The sequence below is a fragment of the Pseudomonas sp. GG8 genome (genome assembly GCF_052976945.1).
Window position 1 is genome coordinate 1,096,992 of sequence record NZ_JBRIIP010000001.1, and the last position, 14,442, is coordinate 1,111,433.

Here is a 14,442-nt window from a genome sequence, read left to right on the forward strand (position 1 = left end):
CGCAAGGGCGGCTTTTTTGTATTCGTCAGACAACCCGCGTGAAGCCATTCGCAGCGGGACGCGTAATGGCAAGCTTGCTCCCACAGTAGACCGCAGTATCTCTGTAGGAGCGGACGTGTCCGCGAAGGCGTCCGTCCAGGCTACAACCAAAAAGGAAAACCTGTTGTGAACCGTGCGATCGCTCAAAAGGGGGCTGCTGGCGTTGCCACAGCCGTAGCGCAGAGTGTTCAGTATCAAGGTCGCAAGGCCATTCGACAGGGCAGTGAGCAGCGCCGACAGGAGATCCTCGACGCGGTCATGCGCATTGTCGTTCGCGATGGCGTGCGAGCCGTGCGTCATCGTGCGGTGGCCGCCGAAGCCAGCGTGCCCCTGTCAGCCACGACCTATTACTTCAAAGACATCGATGACCTGCTCACCGATGCTTTTGCCCAATACGTCGAGCGCAGCGCGGCCTACATGGCCAAGCTGTGGGAAAACACCGAAGTGATCCTGCGTGAAATGGTTGCCCGAAGCGATGGCAGCCCTGGCGCTCGAGCCCGCCTGGCCGATGAAATCGCCCTGATGACCATGGAGTACGTGCGTCGCCAATTGATGACGCGCCGCGAGCATCTGATCGCCGAGCACGCCTTCCACCATGAGGCCTTGCTCAACCCGAGACTGGCCCTGCTGGTCAGTGCACATCAGGAGATTTTGCTGCAAGGTACAGGTCAATTCTTCCAGGTGATGGGGTCTTCGCAACCGCATCAGGATGCACAAGTGTTGACGGGGATAATCAGCCGGATGGAATATCAGGGCCTGCTCCACGGCCCGCAGCCTCACGCAGACGAAGAAATGCTCGGCATCCTCACCCGCCACCTGCATCTGGTGTTGGGGACCACGACACCTGTTTGCGAGTGAATATGCGTATGTTCAGGAAAACCCGATGAAAGCTTGGCGCGTGGCCATTGCCTTGTCGTTCGTGTTATTGAGCGGCTGCCTGGTGACCTTCAAGGACCCGATACCCGCCAACGATGCGGCACCCAAAGCCATGCTTGGCAAATGGGCCAGCAAAAACGCCTGGGGTGAAGCGCTCGAACTTGAAGTCACGCGCACGGGCGTCCATCAGTACCAGGCCGTCAGCTACCGCACGGGTGATCGCAAACACCGCGATGAATACGCATTCACCGTGTCTCGGCATGGCAGTCGCTGGTACCTGTCGGCGGGTTTGCCGCAGAAATACGGTGCTAATTTCGTCATTGCAGGTTTCGAGTTGACCGAAAACCATGAACTGGTGGTCTACAACCTCGATGTCGATCGGGTCAATCAGCTGATCGAACAGAAAACCCTGGCTGGCGAAACGCTGGAAACCGAGAAGGGCGATGGCGTGCTGATCACCAGCCCTCTCGATCAGGTATTTGCCTATCTCGACGATCCGGCCAACTCCGATGTTTTTCTCGAAGTGGCGCGGTATCAGCGCTTGCCCAAGTAGGGCGACACGCCTAACCAAACAAGGAGTTCAGGGTGGACGATTACCAGCAGATTATTCGTGCCTTGTCAGACCGCATTGTCGTGGCTCAGACACCGATTCGTGTCCTTGACGCGGTGAAGTGGGACGACAGTATTCGCAAAGGTTTTCTCGAGGCCAAGGGCAAGAAAATGCCCGCCGTGGATCGCGCTTATTATGACAACCGGCCACTGGCGTTCGACTCCAACGCGGTGAAGCTGGAATTCCAGAACATCGAGCGTGACATCACCCGCCAGTTGGGTCAGTTCAACCCGGTCGGGCAGATCATGCGGCGCATGTGCAAGGAGTACCGGATGGTCATCCGTATGCTTGAAGCGCGTGGCACAGCGGATTTCGGCCTGATTTCCCAAGAGCTTTATGGCGCTGCGTCGGATGCCTTCCATGCGGGCGACCCGACGCTCGCGGATCTGGGCCTGATGCTCTCCGATTACCTGAATAATATCGCCGGGCGCGGGGACCTTAAGGACGAGCCGAAAACGCTCACCGCCAAAGATGCGGTGAGTATGCTGCAAACCCGTTTGAACAAGGTGTTTGGTGAAGCGGAGGAGACCATTCGTGTGTTCGAATCCGATGGCATCGTCGCCGACGCGGCGGCCGGTGCCGATTACATCAAGATCCGCTCCGATGCGATGTTTAACGAGCGAGACGTGCGGGCGCTGGAAGTGCACGAAGGGCTGGTGCATGTCGGCACGACCCTCAATGGCCAGAATCAGCCGATCTGCACGTTCCTGTCCAAGGGGCCGCCGTCGTCCACGGTGACCCAGGAAGGCCTGGCGATTCTGATGGAAGTGATTGCTTTCGCCTCATACCCAAGCCGCTTGCGTAAGCTGACTAACCGCACTCGCGCCATCCACATGGCCGAGGAGGGCGCTGATTTCTTGCAGGTTTTCGAGTTCTATCGTGAGCAAGGCTTTGGCATGTCCGAAAGCTACGGCAACGCTAGTCGCGTATTCCGTGGTTCGGTGCCCGATGGTCTGCCATTTACGAAAGACTTGTCCTACCTCAAGGGCTTCATCATGGTTTACAACTACATTCAGTTGGCCGTGCGCAAAGGCAAGCTTGAGCAGATACCGTTGTTATTCTGTGGCAAAACCACCCTGGAAGACATGCGCGCCTTGCGCCAGTTGGTCGATGAAGGGTTGGTGACGCCGCCGAAATACCTGCCTGAACAGTTCCGGGACATGAACGCCTTGTCCGCATGGATGTGCTTCTCCAACTTCCTCAACCATTTGAGCCTGGACCGGATTGAGGCTGACTACTCGAACATCCTGTAGGCCTCATGGCGAGCAAGTCAACCACATCAAAAGGGAATTGAAGCGTGAAGTTATTGGGCATCCTCACATTGCTCCTGACCCTCACCGGCTGCAGTTCCTTACTGTTCTACCCTGAGCCGGGCCAGCCGTTTACTCCTGATAGAGCCCACCTGGCCTATCGCGACGTGACCCTGACGGCGGCTGACGGTACCCGGTTGCATGGCTGGTGGCTGCCGGCCAAGGCCGGGGTTCCGGTCAAGGGCACGGTGCTGCACTTGCATGGCAATGGCGGCAATCTGGCCTGGCACCTGGGTGGCAGTTGGTGGCTGCCGGAGGAGGGCTATCAGGTGCTGCTGCTGGACTACCGCGGTTACGGCATGTCGCAAGGCGAGCCGAGCCTGCAGGGGATCTATCAGGATGTCGACGCCGCGTTTTCCTGGTTGAACCGCGCGCCCGAGGTGCAAGGCAAGCCTCTGGTGGTGCTCGGGCAAAGTCTCGGTGGTGCGATAGCGGTGCACTATCTGGCTGAACATCCGCAACAGCGCGCTCGGGTCAAGGCGCTGATACTTGACGGAACACCGGCCAGCTACCGCGATGTTGCCCGGTATACCCTCAGCACCTCATGGTTGACCTGGCCGTTGCAAACACCGCTGTCGTGGCTGATTCCTGACGCAGACAGCGCGATCAGGGGCCTGCCACTGCTGAGCGGAACGCCGCTGCTGATTTTCCAGAGCCTGGATGATTCGATGGTGCCCCTTTCCAACGGCATCAGTCTGTATCAAGCTGCGCCCCCTCCACGAGTCCTGCAGTTGACGCGTGGCGGGCATGTGCAGACATTCTCTGACCCTACGTGGCGTCAGGTGATGGTGCGCTACCTAGAGGATCCGCAGCACTTCAATGGCCTGCGGCGTCTAGCCGAAGTTCCGAATTACCCCAGCCACTCGGGTGCGCTGCGTGCACAACAGAATTCAGAAATTGAACATTCAGAGAGTCCGCAATGAGCGAAGAACGTAACGCAATTCCCATGGTCATCACCGGTATCTGCACCATTCTGGGCACTGTCGGTGTCCTCTGGTACTACGGCTACCTGCATTTCGCCAAGCCTGAGGACGCGCTGTTGCTCAGCGAGTTCACCATGCTCAAGACCATCCCCGGGGAGGATTACAAAATTGCTCTGGAGCCTGCTGCCGAAGTGGCGCAGTGCATTGACGGCGTTCTGGTGCTGTTCAACACCGAGCAGAAAGGCCTCAGCGGCGTGCTGATCAACAGTAAGAAACAAGCTGTGCGCTGCGCTGGCGAAGAAACACCGCAGCAGTTGCAGCCATAACGCCGTCGCCCGACCGACACGTACAGATCGAGCTTTACCGCTGAATCGGGTAAGGCACTAAAAAGCCCCGCCTGCGGAATGAACGCAGGCAGGGCTTTTTAGGTTACGTCAGTCGATTAATGCATCGAAGAACGCGGAGCTACAGGCTGGTTATCGTTGGAAATGGTGACTTCCACACGCCGGTTCTGTGCGCGACCCGAGTTGCTGGTGTTATCGGCAACCGGGTATTCCTTGCCATAACCCTGGGCCACGATGCGCTCAGGGCTGACACCCATTTTCACCAGAGCCATTCTTACCGAATTGGCACGGCGCTCGGACAAAGACTGGTTATACGCCGCCGAACCGCTGCTGTCGGTGTAGCCTTCGACAATCACTTTGCGGTCCGGATTTTCCTGAAGGAATTGGACAAGCTTGTTGATGTCGACCAGACCGCTGGATTTCAAATCAGCCTTGTTGAAGTCGAACAGCACATCGCCGAATGTCACCACGGTCCCGCGCTCGGTTTGCTTCGCGTTCAGGCTGGCTTGCAGTTGCTTGATCTGGGCATCGCGCGCATCCAGACGCGCTTGGGCACGTTGTCCGGCAGCGTTTTTCAGATCGCCTTCGGCGGTGCGCAGGTTAATGGTTTGCTTGGCGACTTCGACCCGCTGATTGGTCAGGTAAGCCAGTTGATCGACCCTCTTCTGGTCTTCTTTGCTCTGGTAGGCCTTGTCAGCCTTATCCAGCCAATCGCTGGCGTCCTTGGTTTCCAGCGCAGCCACTTTGCTGGCTTGCGGGTTGGCTTGCAGGGCCGAGAAGTTGGTCCGTGCTTGCTCAAGATTCACGTTTGGCTGTGAAGAGCAGGCTGCCAGGCCAACGCTGAGCGCCAGAAGGGCAGGGATCATCAGTTGTTTATGCGTCATTTTTTTCGTCCTTTAAATCAATTGCGAAGCACGTGATTACGAATGCACGAGGGAGTGGGCGAGGCCGCGCTTATTGCGAGGTACGCATGCCTTCCTCTCGTAATTCATCAACGCCTTGATGGGCATCCTTGACCGCTCTCTCGGCTTTAGCCGCTTGAGCCTTGCGTTCAGCTACGCGGGCGTCCCATTCAGCCTGTTCGGCCAAACGTTTGGCTTCGTCGTATTTTTTGTCGTGCATGGCCATTTCTGCTTGCTTGAGCTTGTCCTGCGCCGATTTCATTTCCACGGCGGCAAACTCGGGTCCGCCAGCACTTACGGCGCTGTTCACGGCCGATTGAGTCACGGCGTACTGCTCGGTCGGTGGATTGCCAGCACAACCGGCCAGTACCAAGCTGCTGCCGAGGGCCAGCGCAGCAAGTTTCAACCCGCGCAGGTTGCTAAACGAGGTGTAGGCAGTGCTGATCTTCATGGTGTTCAACTCCATTGGGTAACTCCTGAGAACGCTTGATTTTCCATGACAGTCATGTGCCTGACGCGTGTGCAATAACAGTGTCCATGCCAACTGCTACCAGGGCTTTTCCTGTGATGGCTATTGGCTGTGACCTATTCGTTTTTTGAATAGTTCAGTCAGGTTTTTAAATGGATGATGTTTTTGGATCCATTCTGCGGAGGCTCTAGCGTGAGACTCATGGGGGCGCGCGCAGGCACGCCGGCCGCAAAAGGCAGCCGGTATGTGAGGGTCAGGAAGGGATGGGAGCTATGTTTCGATCAGTGGTTTTGCGTGTCGGCCTGTTCGGTCAGATCATGCAGATAACGTCGCGACAGCGCGAGAAAGCGCGGGGTAGGACCAATGTCTTCGTAGAGTGGATCACCCTCTTCATCGGTGGCCACGACATGGTTGCCTTTCACGTAGGGGAAGCTGGTTTCGAGCTCTTCGAGTGCAGCACCAATCAGTTCGCCGAGCAACTCTTCGGGAAGGCGTTTGGGGTACATCTCGGAAATAGCAGCCAAGCGAGCGGCTGATTCGACGTCCAAATGAATCGCATAGCCGGTATTGGTCAGGCGTCCCTTTGCATTCTGTTCCCAGTGTTGTGCGAGTTCACGGATTTTCATATGGACCTCAGGGTTATTAACCCACTTGTGGCGGGTGCAATCGGGGCAGTAAGCCGTTGTGTGGCTCATTCTTGAGATTAGCTCTATCTGCGTAGAATGTTAGCCACAGAACAACAGCATACGGTTGCGCGCTTGTCAGAGCTTGCTGCTCTGTGCACTCTTGCTAGATCAGATTTTTGCGCGCTTGTTCAGTCTGATTTCTGTCACGACTGAGCAGTACCGGTCCAGAAACGCTGGAGAGAAGGGCTTATGGCTGATATCGATGTACGTTTGCGTGAGGACGTTCACCTGTTGGGTGAGCTGTTGGGCAACACCATTCGTGAGCAACACGGGGCTGAATTTCTCGACAAGATCGAGCGTATCCGCAAGGCGGCCAAAGCCGGGCGCCGTGATTCGGCGGCGGGCACCGAGCAGCTGAGTTCAAGCCTGGACGAGCTGAGTGAGGATGAACTTTTGCCGGTGGCAAGAGCGTTCAACCAGTTTTTGAACCTGGCCAATATTGCCGAGCAATATCAACTTATCCACAGGCGCGATGATTCCCAGCCTCAGCCCTTTGAATCCCGCGTACTGCCTGAATTGCTTGAGCGTCTGAAAAAAGCCGGGCATAGCCCCGAGGCCTTGGCTCGACAGTTGGGCAAGCTGGAAATCGAGCTGGTGTTGACCGCTCACCCGACCGAAGTCGCACGACGGACGCTGATTCAAAAGTACGACGCCATCGCCGAGCAGCTGGCGGCGCTTGATCATCGCGACCTGAATGCCGCCGAGCGCGAACAAATCACAGTGCGCTTGCAGCGATTGATCGCCGAAGGCTGGTACACCGAAGAAATTCGCCGCACACGCCCGACCCCCATCGATGAGGCGAAGTGGGGCTTTGCGGTGATTGAGCGCTCGCTGTGGCATGCCATCCCCCATTACTTGCGCAAGGCAGATCGTGCTTTGCATGCCGCGACCGGGCTGCACTTGCCGCTGGAGGCCGCACCGATCCGTTTTGCCTCGTGGATGGGCGGTGATCGCGACGGCAACCCGAATGTCACCGCAGCGGTCACCCGCGAAGTCTTGCTGCTGGCGCGCTGGATGGCTGCGGACCTTTACCTGCGTGACATCGAACAACTGGCCTCTGAACTCTCTATGCAGCAGGCCAGCGCCGAGTTACGCGCGGCGGCGGGTGATAGCGCCGAACCCTACCGAACCGTGCTCAAGCAACTGCGTGATCGCCTGCGAGCGACCCGTAACTGGGCGCAATCTTCCCTGGCCGTCACGCAGCCGGCGCCCGATAACATTCTGCAGAACAACCGTGATCTGCTAGAGCCGCTGCAACTGTGTTTTCAGTCGCTGCACGCGTGCGGCATGGGCGTGATTGCCGACGGTCCATTACTGGACTGCCTGCGGCGCGCCGTCACGTTCGGTCTGTTTCTGGTGCGTCTGGATGTGCGCCAGGACGCCAGTCGCCACAGCGCGGCAATGACTGAAATCACCGACTATCTGGGCCTCGGTCGTTACGAGGAATGGGATGAAGAAACCCGCATCGCCTTCCTCCTGCGCGAACTGAACAACCGGCGGCCGCTGTTGCCGAGTCACTTCAAACCGGCTGCCGATACCGCCGAGGTCCTAGCCACGTGCCGGGAAGTGGCGGCGGCACCGGCAGCCTCATTGGGCTCCTACGTGATCTCGATGGCGGGCTCGGCCTCCGATGTGTTGGCGGTCCAACTGCTGCTCAAAGAGGCCGGGCTGCAACGGCCGATGCGTGTGGCGCCGTTGTTCGAAACCCTGGCCGACCTGGATAACGCGGGTCCGGCGATCCAGCACCTGCTCAGCCTGCCGGGCTATCGCTCGCGCCTGCATGGCCCGCAGGAAGTGATGATCGGGTATTCCGACTCGGCCAAGGATGCCGGCACTACGGCGGCTGCCTGGGCGCAATACCGGGCGCAGGAAAACCTGGTGGAGATCTGCCGCGAGCAACAGGTCGAATTGCTCTTGTTCCATGGTCGCGGCGGTACCGTCGGGCGTGGGGGTGGTCCTGCGCATGCGGCGATTCTGTCGCAACCGCCGGGGTCGGTGGCCGGGCGTTTCCGCACCACTGAGCAGGGCGAGATGATTCGCTTCAAGTTCGGCTTGCCGGACATTGCCGAGCAAAACCTCAACCTGTACCTGGCGGCGGTGCTCGAAGCGACCTTGCAGCCACCGCCCATGCCAGAGCCTGCGTGGCGGCAGATGATGGATCACTTGTCGGCTGACGGCGTCAGCGCATACCGCGCGGTGGTGCGCGAGAACCCTGAGTTCGTTGAGTATTTCCGCCAGGCAACCCCTGAGCAGGAATTAGGCCGCTTGCCGTTGGGCAGTCGCCCGGCCAAGCGCCGCGAAGGTGGGGTGGAGAGTCTGCGTGCGATCCCATGGATCTTCGCCTGGACCCAGACCCGCCTGATGCTGCCCGCCTGGCTCGGCTGGGAAGCGGCGCTGAGTAAGGCGCTGGAGCGTGGCGAGAGCGACCTGTTGGCTCAGATGCGTGAGCAGTGGCCTTTTTTTCGTACCCGAATCGATATGTTGGAGATGGTCCTGGCCAAAGCCGACAGCGATATTGCCCGAATGTATGACGAACGGTTGGTGGAGGCCCGTCTGCAACATTTAGGCGCGCACTTGCGCGACCTATTGTCGCAGGCGTGCACCACGGTCCTGGGACTCACGGGCCAATCTCGCCTACTTGCACATAGCCCTGAAACGCTGGAGTTCATTAGTCTGCGCAACACGTATCTGGACCCGCTGCATTTGCTTCAGGCCGAGCTTCTGGCCCGCTCGCGCAAGCGAGAGGCGACTTTGGACAGTCCTTTGGAACAGGCGTTACTGGTGTCTGTGGCGGGCATCGCTGCCGGATTGCGCAACACAGGTTGAGGGTGTCGGGCGCTACCCGGGGTGGGCGGCGCCTGTCATAAAGTGGCAAGATAGTGACCTTTGGCGACGCATCCTTATAAGGTTGCACCCCGTCGCAACTTTTGGCGGGGGTACTTTTGGGTGCCGGTACGCCACGAGTTGCTGCGACTTTTGGTAGCTTGTGTGGGGATAGTCTGCTGTGTATCTTGATCAGCCTTTAGCCAATCTTCGGCTGAATCCCTTTTTTGAGATTGGCCCCATGAGGCGAGTCTGACAATATCCATATAAAAATTGAGGAGCACATCGATGCGCGTGATTCTGCTGGGAGCTCCCGGGGCCGGTAAAGGTACTCAGGCACAATTCATCACCGAAAAATTTGGTATCCCGCAAATTTCCACTGGCGACATGCTGCGCGCGGCAGTCAAGGCCGGTACCGAATTAGGCTTGAAAGCCAAGAGCGTCATGGACAGCGGCGGTCTGGTCTCCGATGACCTGATCATCGGCCTGATCAAGGACCGTATTGCTCAGCCTGACTGCGTCAATGGCGTCCTGTTTGATGGCTTTCCACGCACCATTCCCCAGGCAGAAGCCTTGGTAGAAGCTGGCGTGGAGATCGACAACGTGGTCGAAATCGCAGTCGATGACGAAGAAATCGTCAAGCGTATTTCCGGTCGTCGTGTTCACGAAGGCTCCGGGCGCGTTTATCACCTGATCTACAACCCGCCAAAGGTTGAAGGCATGGACGACGTTACCGGCGAACCTCTGATTCAGCGCAAGGACGACGTCGAAGCGACCGTGCGTCATCGTCTGGAGGTCTACCACGCTCAAACCAAACCGCTGGTGGCCTTCTACCAGAAGCTCAGCGCTGCGAATGGCAAGCCCAAGTGCAGCCATATCGAGGGCGTTGGTTCAGTTGAAGGCATTACCGCCAAGGTGCTGGCTGCTTTGAGCTGATAGCGCTTTTGGGAATGAACTACGGCCCGCTTGCGGGCCGTAGTTGTTTATACTGTTGCACTTTTTTGATCATGACGGAAACACCGATGACCACCTTGCTGGCCCTGGATACCGCCACTGAAGCCTGCTCTGTCGCCTTGCTGCACGATGGCAAGGTGTGGAGTCACTACGAGGTGATTCCGCGCCTGCACGCCCAGCGCCTGTTGCCGATGATCAAGGATCTGCTGGCCGAGGCGGGAATTGCCCTGTCCGCCATCGACGCCATTGCCTTCGGCCGTGGTCCCGGCGCGTTTACCGGTGTGCGGATCGCGATTGGTGTCGTTCAGGGGTTGGCTTTCGCCCTGGAGCGCCCAGTGTTACCGGTGTCGAACCTGGCGGTACTGGCGCAACGCGCTTTCCGTGAACACGGTGCCCGACAGGTCGCTGCCGCCATCGATGCGCGCATGGATGAAGTGTATTGGGGCTGCTACCGTGAAACAGCGGGTGAAATGCGTCTGGTCGGTGCCGAAGCAGTGTTGCCGCCGGAACACGCCGGTTTACCTGTCGATTCGACGGGCGACTGGTTTGGCGCAGGGACTGGCTGGGGCTACGCTGATCGGATCGCGGTCAAGCTGGCAGGGCAGGATGCTGGAATGCTGCCCCATGCGCAGGATTTGCTGACGCTGGCCACCTTCGCCTGGCAGCGCGGTGAAGCTATTGTGGCCGATGACGCGCAACCGATTTACCTGCGTGACAAAGTGGCGACACCCAAAGCTCGACCACTCTGAGTTCCTATGTCACCTGTAACTGATGCAAATGCGACACTTTATCGGCGTTTTAGAACCTTTTGAGCAATATGTGGTCTAGTAATCGTTCGGATATTTGCCAAGTATCGTCCGTGCAGCTAGATTGCCATTATCAAAAGCCGAGTACGCATCAATGCGCATAGACGGACCCTCATCACGCTCCTACCCCATAAAGCGCAAGCCTCGCAAAGGCACTGCGACGGTTGAGGGTTCCTTCGAAGAAGTGGACAGCGAGATCGAAGTTCCGTCCAAAGTGCCTGCCAAGTCGTCCCGCGCACAAGCTTCAGCCACGAGCAACGTCCCGGCTCGCCAGCAAGACATGATATTCCCCCGTTCCGTCAGCAATCGCGTCGCCTATGCGCTGGCCAGTTATCTCACCACGGCCAGCTTTGTCGATTGGGATCTGGAAGTGTTGGGCCTCGATCTTCACGTTTGAATTCTCACCCACTTCCGTATTACCTCGGTTGCCCGTCCTGGAGTGAAAACGCCTGGCGTGAGTCGCTGTACCCCGAAAGTGCCCGGCCCAACGATTTTCTGGCTCTGTACGCGCAGGTGTTCAACGCCGTTGAAGGCAATACCACGTTTTATGCGCGGCCCTCGCCGGTCATTGTTCAACGCTGGGCGCAAAGCCTGCCTGAAACCTTTCGCTTCACCGCCAAATTTCATCGCGACATCAGCCACGGCGGCGACCTGCGTCAACAGCTGCATGCCGCTGAGGACTTCATCCAGCTGCTCGCACCGCTGGGCCAAAGGGTCGCGCCCCTGTGGCTGCAGTTGCCCGCCAGCTTCGGGCCAGCGCGTCTGGCTGAGTTGGTCAGCTTTATCGATGCTATTGAGCGACCGCTCGCGGTCGAGGTCCGTCACTTGGCATTTTTTGCCAAGGGCGATGAAGAGCGGATGCTCAATCGATTACTGCTGGACCGGGGTGTGGAGCGTATTTGCCTCGATCCCCGTGCGCTATTCAGCTGTGTATCGACCGATCCCGCCGTGCTGCATGCGCAATCGAAAAAGCCCAAAGTCCCTCCACGCCCTGCTGCCCTGACACAATTCCCTCAGGTGCGCTTTATCGGCCATCCATTGCTCCAGGCCAACGACCCGTTTCTTGTGCCGTGGGTGGAGAAAGTAGCGGGCTGGATTGAAGAAGGGCGCACGCCATATGTGTTCCTGCACACCCCCGACAACCTCCAGGCGCCAGACCTTGCTCGGCGTTTTCACCAGCAATTGATGGCTCGTCTGCCGGGATTACCGCCACTGGCGACGTTGCAAAGAGAGCCCGTCGCGCAGCAACTTGGCTTGCTGTAAGGTCGACAGTTTCGACTATAAACCGTCAGTCTCCAAGGAGTGTGCAAATGGATTCGCAGTTACTTCGCGCCCAACGTTTCAAGTCCTTGCATGAACGAGAGGGGGCTTTTGTCATCCCCAATCCCTGGGATGCTGGCTCGGCCAAGTTGCTCGCTTCGCTGGGTTTCGAGGCGTTAGCCACGACCAGTGCGGGTCTTGCATTCACACTGGGGCGTGCCGACGCAGAAGGTGCGGTCAGCCGGCAGGAGACCATGGATAATGTCGCCGCAATCGTCAACGCCACGGCATTGCCAGTGGCCGCGGACTTGGAAAACTGCTTCTCTGACAGCCCCGAAGGCTGCGCTGATACGATTCTGAAAGCCGCTGCATTAGGTATCGTTGGCGGCTCGATTGAAGATGCCAGTGGTCATGCCGACAACCCGATCTACGCCTTCGAATTGTCAGTGGAACGGGTCAAAGCTGCCGTTGCCGCAGCGCGCAGCTTACCTTTCCCCTTCATGCTAACCGCCCGTGCCGAGAACCTGCTGCACGGCCGTCTGAACTTCGCGGATACCTTACGCCGTATTGAAGCCTACGCCGAGGCGGGTGCGGACGTACTATTCGCGCCGGGGCTGCGTACGCGCGACGAAGTCATCGCTGTAGTACGCGCCGTAGCGCCAAGGCCGGTTAACGTAATAATGGGGCTGAGCGGTGTGACGCTCTCGGTTGCTGATTTGAGCGCTTGCGGGGTCAAGCGGATCAGCGTGGGCTCATCTTTGGCAAGGGCTGCCTTGGGCGGCTTTTATCGCGCGGCTCAAGAAATCAGTCAGCAAGGCACCTTCACTTATGGCCAACAGGCGTTGCCGTTCGCTCAATTGAATACACTGTTCAGCGCGTAGTGTTCGACGCGGTGGTTACGCAGCCATGCGCAGGTTTTGCAGAATAATAGGCCGAGCCCAGCCGTTCTCGTAATCCAGATGACGTTGCTGAGCAGTGATGGTCTCTGGCTCGAGGGGCAGGGCGGGCTTGTCTGCCAGGTCCCATTCGAGTTCGGCGATGGGCAAGTGCAACGGACGCGGTTGGGGGCCGAGGCCAGGGTGTGTATCCGCCTGAGGAGGGTTGAGCACCAGTGGGCGGACCCAGCCACTTTCGAAATTCAGCTGCCGCTGCTGCGCGATCATGTCTGCGACAGTGAACGGTTCGGCCGGCTTGTCCAGCAGGTCGAGTTCAAACTCGGCAATGGGCAGGTGCAGATGTTCTGGGGGGGTACGCTGTACGTCGGCAACCGCGCAGTCGCGCTGATCGACGATCTGCCCAAGGGTGTCAGTGCCACTCAGCGGTTCGCCGCTGGCGTTTGCTGCAAGGGTGCTGAACTCAGTCGAAACCTCGGTGTTATCGCCGATTTGCTCGGCCATCGCACGGGCAAACGCATCCTGCCAGAGCTGGGTAACGCCGCCCAAGGCTCGGGAATTGCGGAGGCTGTAGTCGCCTGCGTGCGACAAATAGCCTATCGGTGAGGGTTGAATATCAGACATAGCGCTCAGTTGACCGTCCGGCTCTGGCAAAATGCCGGATACTCCTGTTATCGGCCAATGTTGCCGATCATTAACAAATTAGTTGAGCGTATGGGCACATGAGTGAGCAACACACGGGCAGCCGCATCCGGGTTGAAACCCTGACAAGCAACGGACACGCGCAGGCGCTGGACTGGGCACAACGTCTCGGCCTGCCGTTAGAGGACGTCGAAGCAGAATTCGCCCTGCAAGTGACGGACGATGGTTTGCAGCTACAGCAACTAGGCGCCGACTCTTCGGGCCCGGTGCGAGTGGATTTTGTCGAAGGGGCTGTGGCTCATCGACGCTTGTTCGGTGGTGGCAGTGGGCAAATGATCGCCAAAGCGGTCGGCATCCAGCCCGGCGTTCGCCCTCGAGTGCTGGATGCGACAGCGGGGTTAGGCAAGGACGCGTTCGTGCTGGCAAGCCTAGGGTGCAACGTGAGCCTGATCGAGCGTCAGCCGATCATCGCCGCCTTGCTTGAAGATGGCCTGGCCCGTGGCCTGCGGGATCGTGAAGTGGGGCAGATCATCGCCCAGATGCGTCTGTTGACCGGCAACTCCATCGACTTGATCCGCGCCTGGGAGGGCGAACCACCGCAAGTGATCTACCTTGACCCGATGTTTCCTCATCGAGAAAAAACCGCGTTGGTGAAAAAGGAAATGCGCCTGTTCCGGCCGTTGGTGGGCGATGACATGGATGCGCCAGCGCTGCTGGAAGCTGCACTGGCGCTCGCCACTCACCGGGTCGTGGTCAAACGCCCACGCAAGGCGCCGTGCATCGACGGGCCAAAGCCGAGTTATGCGCTGGATGGAAAGTCCAGCCGCTACGACATCTACCCGAAGAAGGCGCTGAAGGGCTGATATCGCCTTAGCTGCCTTCGGTAGTCCGCAGGAGCTGCTGAA

General features: G+C 58.6%; 16 protein-coding genes. 12 read left to right on the forward strand and 4 right to left on the reverse strand.

The window, feature by feature from the left end; translation table 11 throughout:
• The first annotated feature begins 165 nt into the window (after window positions 1–165).
• From ACVBEG_RS05350 to ACVBEG_RS05370, 5 genes are read left to right on the forward strand one after another with little or no spacing between them, the layout of a single operon-like run.
• Window positions 166–897 (forward strand): TetR/AcrR family transcriptional regulator, encoded by a 732-nt coding sequence (locus ACVBEG_RS05350; RefSeq protein WP_322178185.1) that lies wholly within the window; start codon window positions 166–168, stop codon window positions 895–897.
• Window positions 898–922: 25 nt separating this feature from the next.
• Complete coding sequence (locus ACVBEG_RS05355; RefSeq protein ID WP_322178186.1) at window positions 923–1,468, forward strand: hypothetical protein; 546 nt, start codon at window positions 923–925, stop codon at window positions 1,466–1,468.
• A 32-nt stretch (window positions 1,469–1,500) separates the two neighbouring features.
• Window positions 1,501–2,778, forward strand: coding sequence for a flavohemoglobin expression-modulating QEGLA motif protein (locus ACVBEG_RS05360; RefSeq protein WP_322178187.1), 1,278 nt, complete (start codon window positions 1,501–1,503; stop codon window positions 2,776–2,778).
• A gap of 44 nt (window positions 2,779–2,822) precedes the next feature.
• Window positions 2,823–3,758: an alpha/beta hydrolase gene (locus ACVBEG_RS05365; protein ID WP_322178188.1), complete on the forward strand. Its 936-nt coding sequence runs from the start codon at window positions 2,823–2,825 to the stop codon at window positions 3,756–3,758.
• Window positions 3,755–4,084 carry a hypothetical protein gene (locus tag ACVBEG_RS05370; RefSeq protein WP_322178189.1) on the forward strand — a complete coding sequence of 110 codons (330 nt, stop codon included), beginning with the start codon at window positions 3,755–3,757 and terminating at the stop codon, window positions 4,082–4,084. The genes ACVBEG_RS05365 and ACVBEG_RS05370 overlap by 4 nt, the downstream gene beginning before the upstream one ends.
• Window positions 4,085–4,200: 116 nt before the next feature.
• Here the strand turns inward: ACVBEG_RS05370 and ACVBEG_RS05375 are convergent, their stop codons facing one another.
• From ACVBEG_RS05375 to ACVBEG_RS05385, 3 genes are all read right to left on the reverse strand, one after another.
• Window positions 4,201–4,986, reverse strand: coding sequence for an OmpA family protein (locus tag ACVBEG_RS05375; RefSeq protein WP_322178190.1), 786 nt, complete (start codon window positions 4,984–4,986; stop codon window positions 4,201–4,203).
• A gap of 70 nt (window positions 4,987–5,056) precedes the next feature.
• Window positions 5,057–5,470 carry a DUF4398 domain-containing protein gene (locus ACVBEG_RS05380; protein ID WP_322215252.1) on the reverse strand — a complete coding sequence of 138 codons (414 nt, stop codon included), beginning with the start codon at window positions 5,468–5,470 and terminating at the stop codon, window positions 5,057–5,059.
• 284 nt (window positions 5,471–5,754) lie between these two features.
• A complete protein-coding gene (locus tag ACVBEG_RS05385) occupies window positions 5,755–6,099 on the reverse strand; it encodes a pilin assembly protein (protein ID WP_322178192.1) in 345 nt (114 codons plus the stop codon).
• Between the two features lie 249 nt (window positions 6,100–6,348).
• Here ACVBEG_RS05385 and ppc point away from each other — a divergent pair, with 249 nt between their 5' ends.
• From ppc to ACVBEG_RS05415, 6 genes are all read left to right on the forward strand, one after another.
• On the forward strand, window positions 6,349–8,985 hold the full coding sequence (ppc, locus tag ACVBEG_RS05390; protein ID WP_322178193.1) for a phosphoenolpyruvate carboxylase: 2,637 nt from the start codon (window positions 6,349–6,351) through the stop codon (window positions 8,983–8,985).
• A 285-nt stretch (window positions 8,986–9,270) separates the two neighbouring features.
• A complete protein-coding gene (gene adk / locus ACVBEG_RS05395) occupies window positions 9,271–9,918 on the forward strand; it encodes an adenylate kinase (protein ID WP_322178194.1) in 648 nt (215 codons plus the stop codon).
• Window positions 9,919–10,004: 86 nt separating this feature from the next.
• Entirely contained in the window at window positions 10,005–10,685 is a 681-nt protein-coding gene (tsaB, locus tag ACVBEG_RS05400) for a tRNA (adenosine(37)-N6)-threonylcarbamoyltransferase complex dimerization subunit type 1 TsaB (protein ID WP_322178195.1), read from the forward strand.
• A 151-nt stretch (window positions 10,686–10,836) separates the two neighbouring features.
• Window positions 10,837–11,139 (forward strand): hypothetical protein, encoded by a 303-nt coding sequence (locus tag ACVBEG_RS05405; protein WP_219061199.1) that lies wholly within the window; start codon window positions 10,837–10,839, stop codon window positions 11,137–11,139.
• Window positions 11,136–12,005 (forward strand): DUF72 domain-containing protein, encoded by an 870-nt coding sequence (locus ACVBEG_RS05410; protein WP_322178196.1) that lies wholly within the window; start codon window positions 11,136–11,138, stop codon window positions 12,003–12,005. Before ACVBEG_RS05405 ends, ACVBEG_RS05410 begins: the two co-directional genes overlap by 4 nt.
• A gap of 47 nt (window positions 12,006–12,052) precedes the next feature.
• On the forward strand, window positions 12,053–12,883 hold the full coding sequence (locus ACVBEG_RS05415; RefSeq protein ID WP_322178197.1) for an isocitrate lyase/PEP mutase family protein: 831 nt from the start codon (window positions 12,053–12,055) through the stop codon (window positions 12,881–12,883).
• Window positions 12,884–12,898: 15 nt separating this feature from the next.
• Here the strand turns inward: ACVBEG_RS05415 and ACVBEG_RS05420 are convergent, their stop codons facing one another.
• Window positions 12,899–13,519, reverse strand: coding sequence for an energy transducer TonB (locus ACVBEG_RS05420; protein WP_322178198.1), 621 nt, complete (start codon window positions 13,517–13,519; stop codon window positions 12,899–12,901).
• 98 nt (window positions 13,520–13,617) lie between these two features.
• On the opposite strand from ACVBEG_RS05420, the gene ACVBEG_RS05425 reads away from it, so the two are divergent.
• Window positions 13,618–14,400: a class I SAM-dependent methyltransferase gene (locus ACVBEG_RS05425; protein WP_322178199.1), complete on the forward strand. Its 783-nt coding sequence runs from the start codon at window positions 13,618–13,620 to the stop codon at window positions 14,398–14,400.
• The last annotated feature ends 42 nt before the right edge of the window (window positions 14,401–14,442 follow it).

Excerpts from the sequence above, each read along its gene's own strand:
- ACVBEG_RS05370 (WP_322178189.1), top strand. The coding sequence starts at position 3,755 with ATGAGCGAAGAACGTAACGCAATTCCCATGGTCATCACCGGTATCTGC.
- ACVBEG_RS05385 (WP_322178192.1), bottom strand. The coding sequence starts at position 6,099 with ATGAAAATCCGTGAACTCGCACAACACTGGGAACAGAATGCAAAGGGA.
- ACVBEG_RS05380 (WP_322215252.1), bottom strand. The coding sequence starts at position 5,470 with ATGGAGTTGAACACCATGAAGATCAGCACTGCCTACACCTCGTTTAGC.
- ppc (WP_322178193.1), top strand. The coding sequence starts at position 6,349 with ATGGCTGATATCGATGTACGTTTGCGTGAGGACGTTCACCTGTTGGGT.
- ACVBEG_RS05425 (WP_322178199.1), top strand. The coding sequence starts at position 13,618 with ATGAGTGAGCAACACACGGGCAGCCGCATCCGGGTTGAAACCCTGACA.
- ACVBEG_RS05420 (WP_322178198.1), bottom strand. The coding sequence starts at position 13,519 with ATGTCTGATATTCAACCCTCACCGATAGGCTATTTGTCGCACGCAGGC.
- ACVBEG_RS05355 (WP_322178186.1), top strand. The coding sequence starts at position 923 with ATGAAAGCTTGGCGCGTGGCCATTGCCTTGTCGTTCGTGTTATTGAGC.
- ACVBEG_RS05405 (WP_219061199.1), top strand. The coding sequence starts at position 10,837 with ATGCGCATAGACGGACCCTCATCACGCTCCTACCCCATAAAGCGCAAG.
- ACVBEG_RS05375 (WP_322178190.1), bottom strand. The coding sequence starts at position 4,986 with ATGACGCATAAACAACTGATGATCCCTGCCCTTCTGGCGCTCAGCGTT.
- ACVBEG_RS05415 (WP_322178197.1), top strand. The coding sequence starts at position 12,053 with ATGGATTCGCAGTTACTTCGCGCCCAACGTTTCAAGTCCTTGCATGAA.
- tsaB (WP_322178195.1), top strand. The coding sequence starts at position 10,005 with ATGACCACCTTGCTGGCCCTGGATACCGCCACTGAAGCCTGCTCTGTC.
- adk (WP_322178194.1), top strand. The coding sequence starts at position 9,271 with ATGCGCGTGATTCTGCTGGGAGCTCCCGGGGCCGGTAAAGGTACTCAG.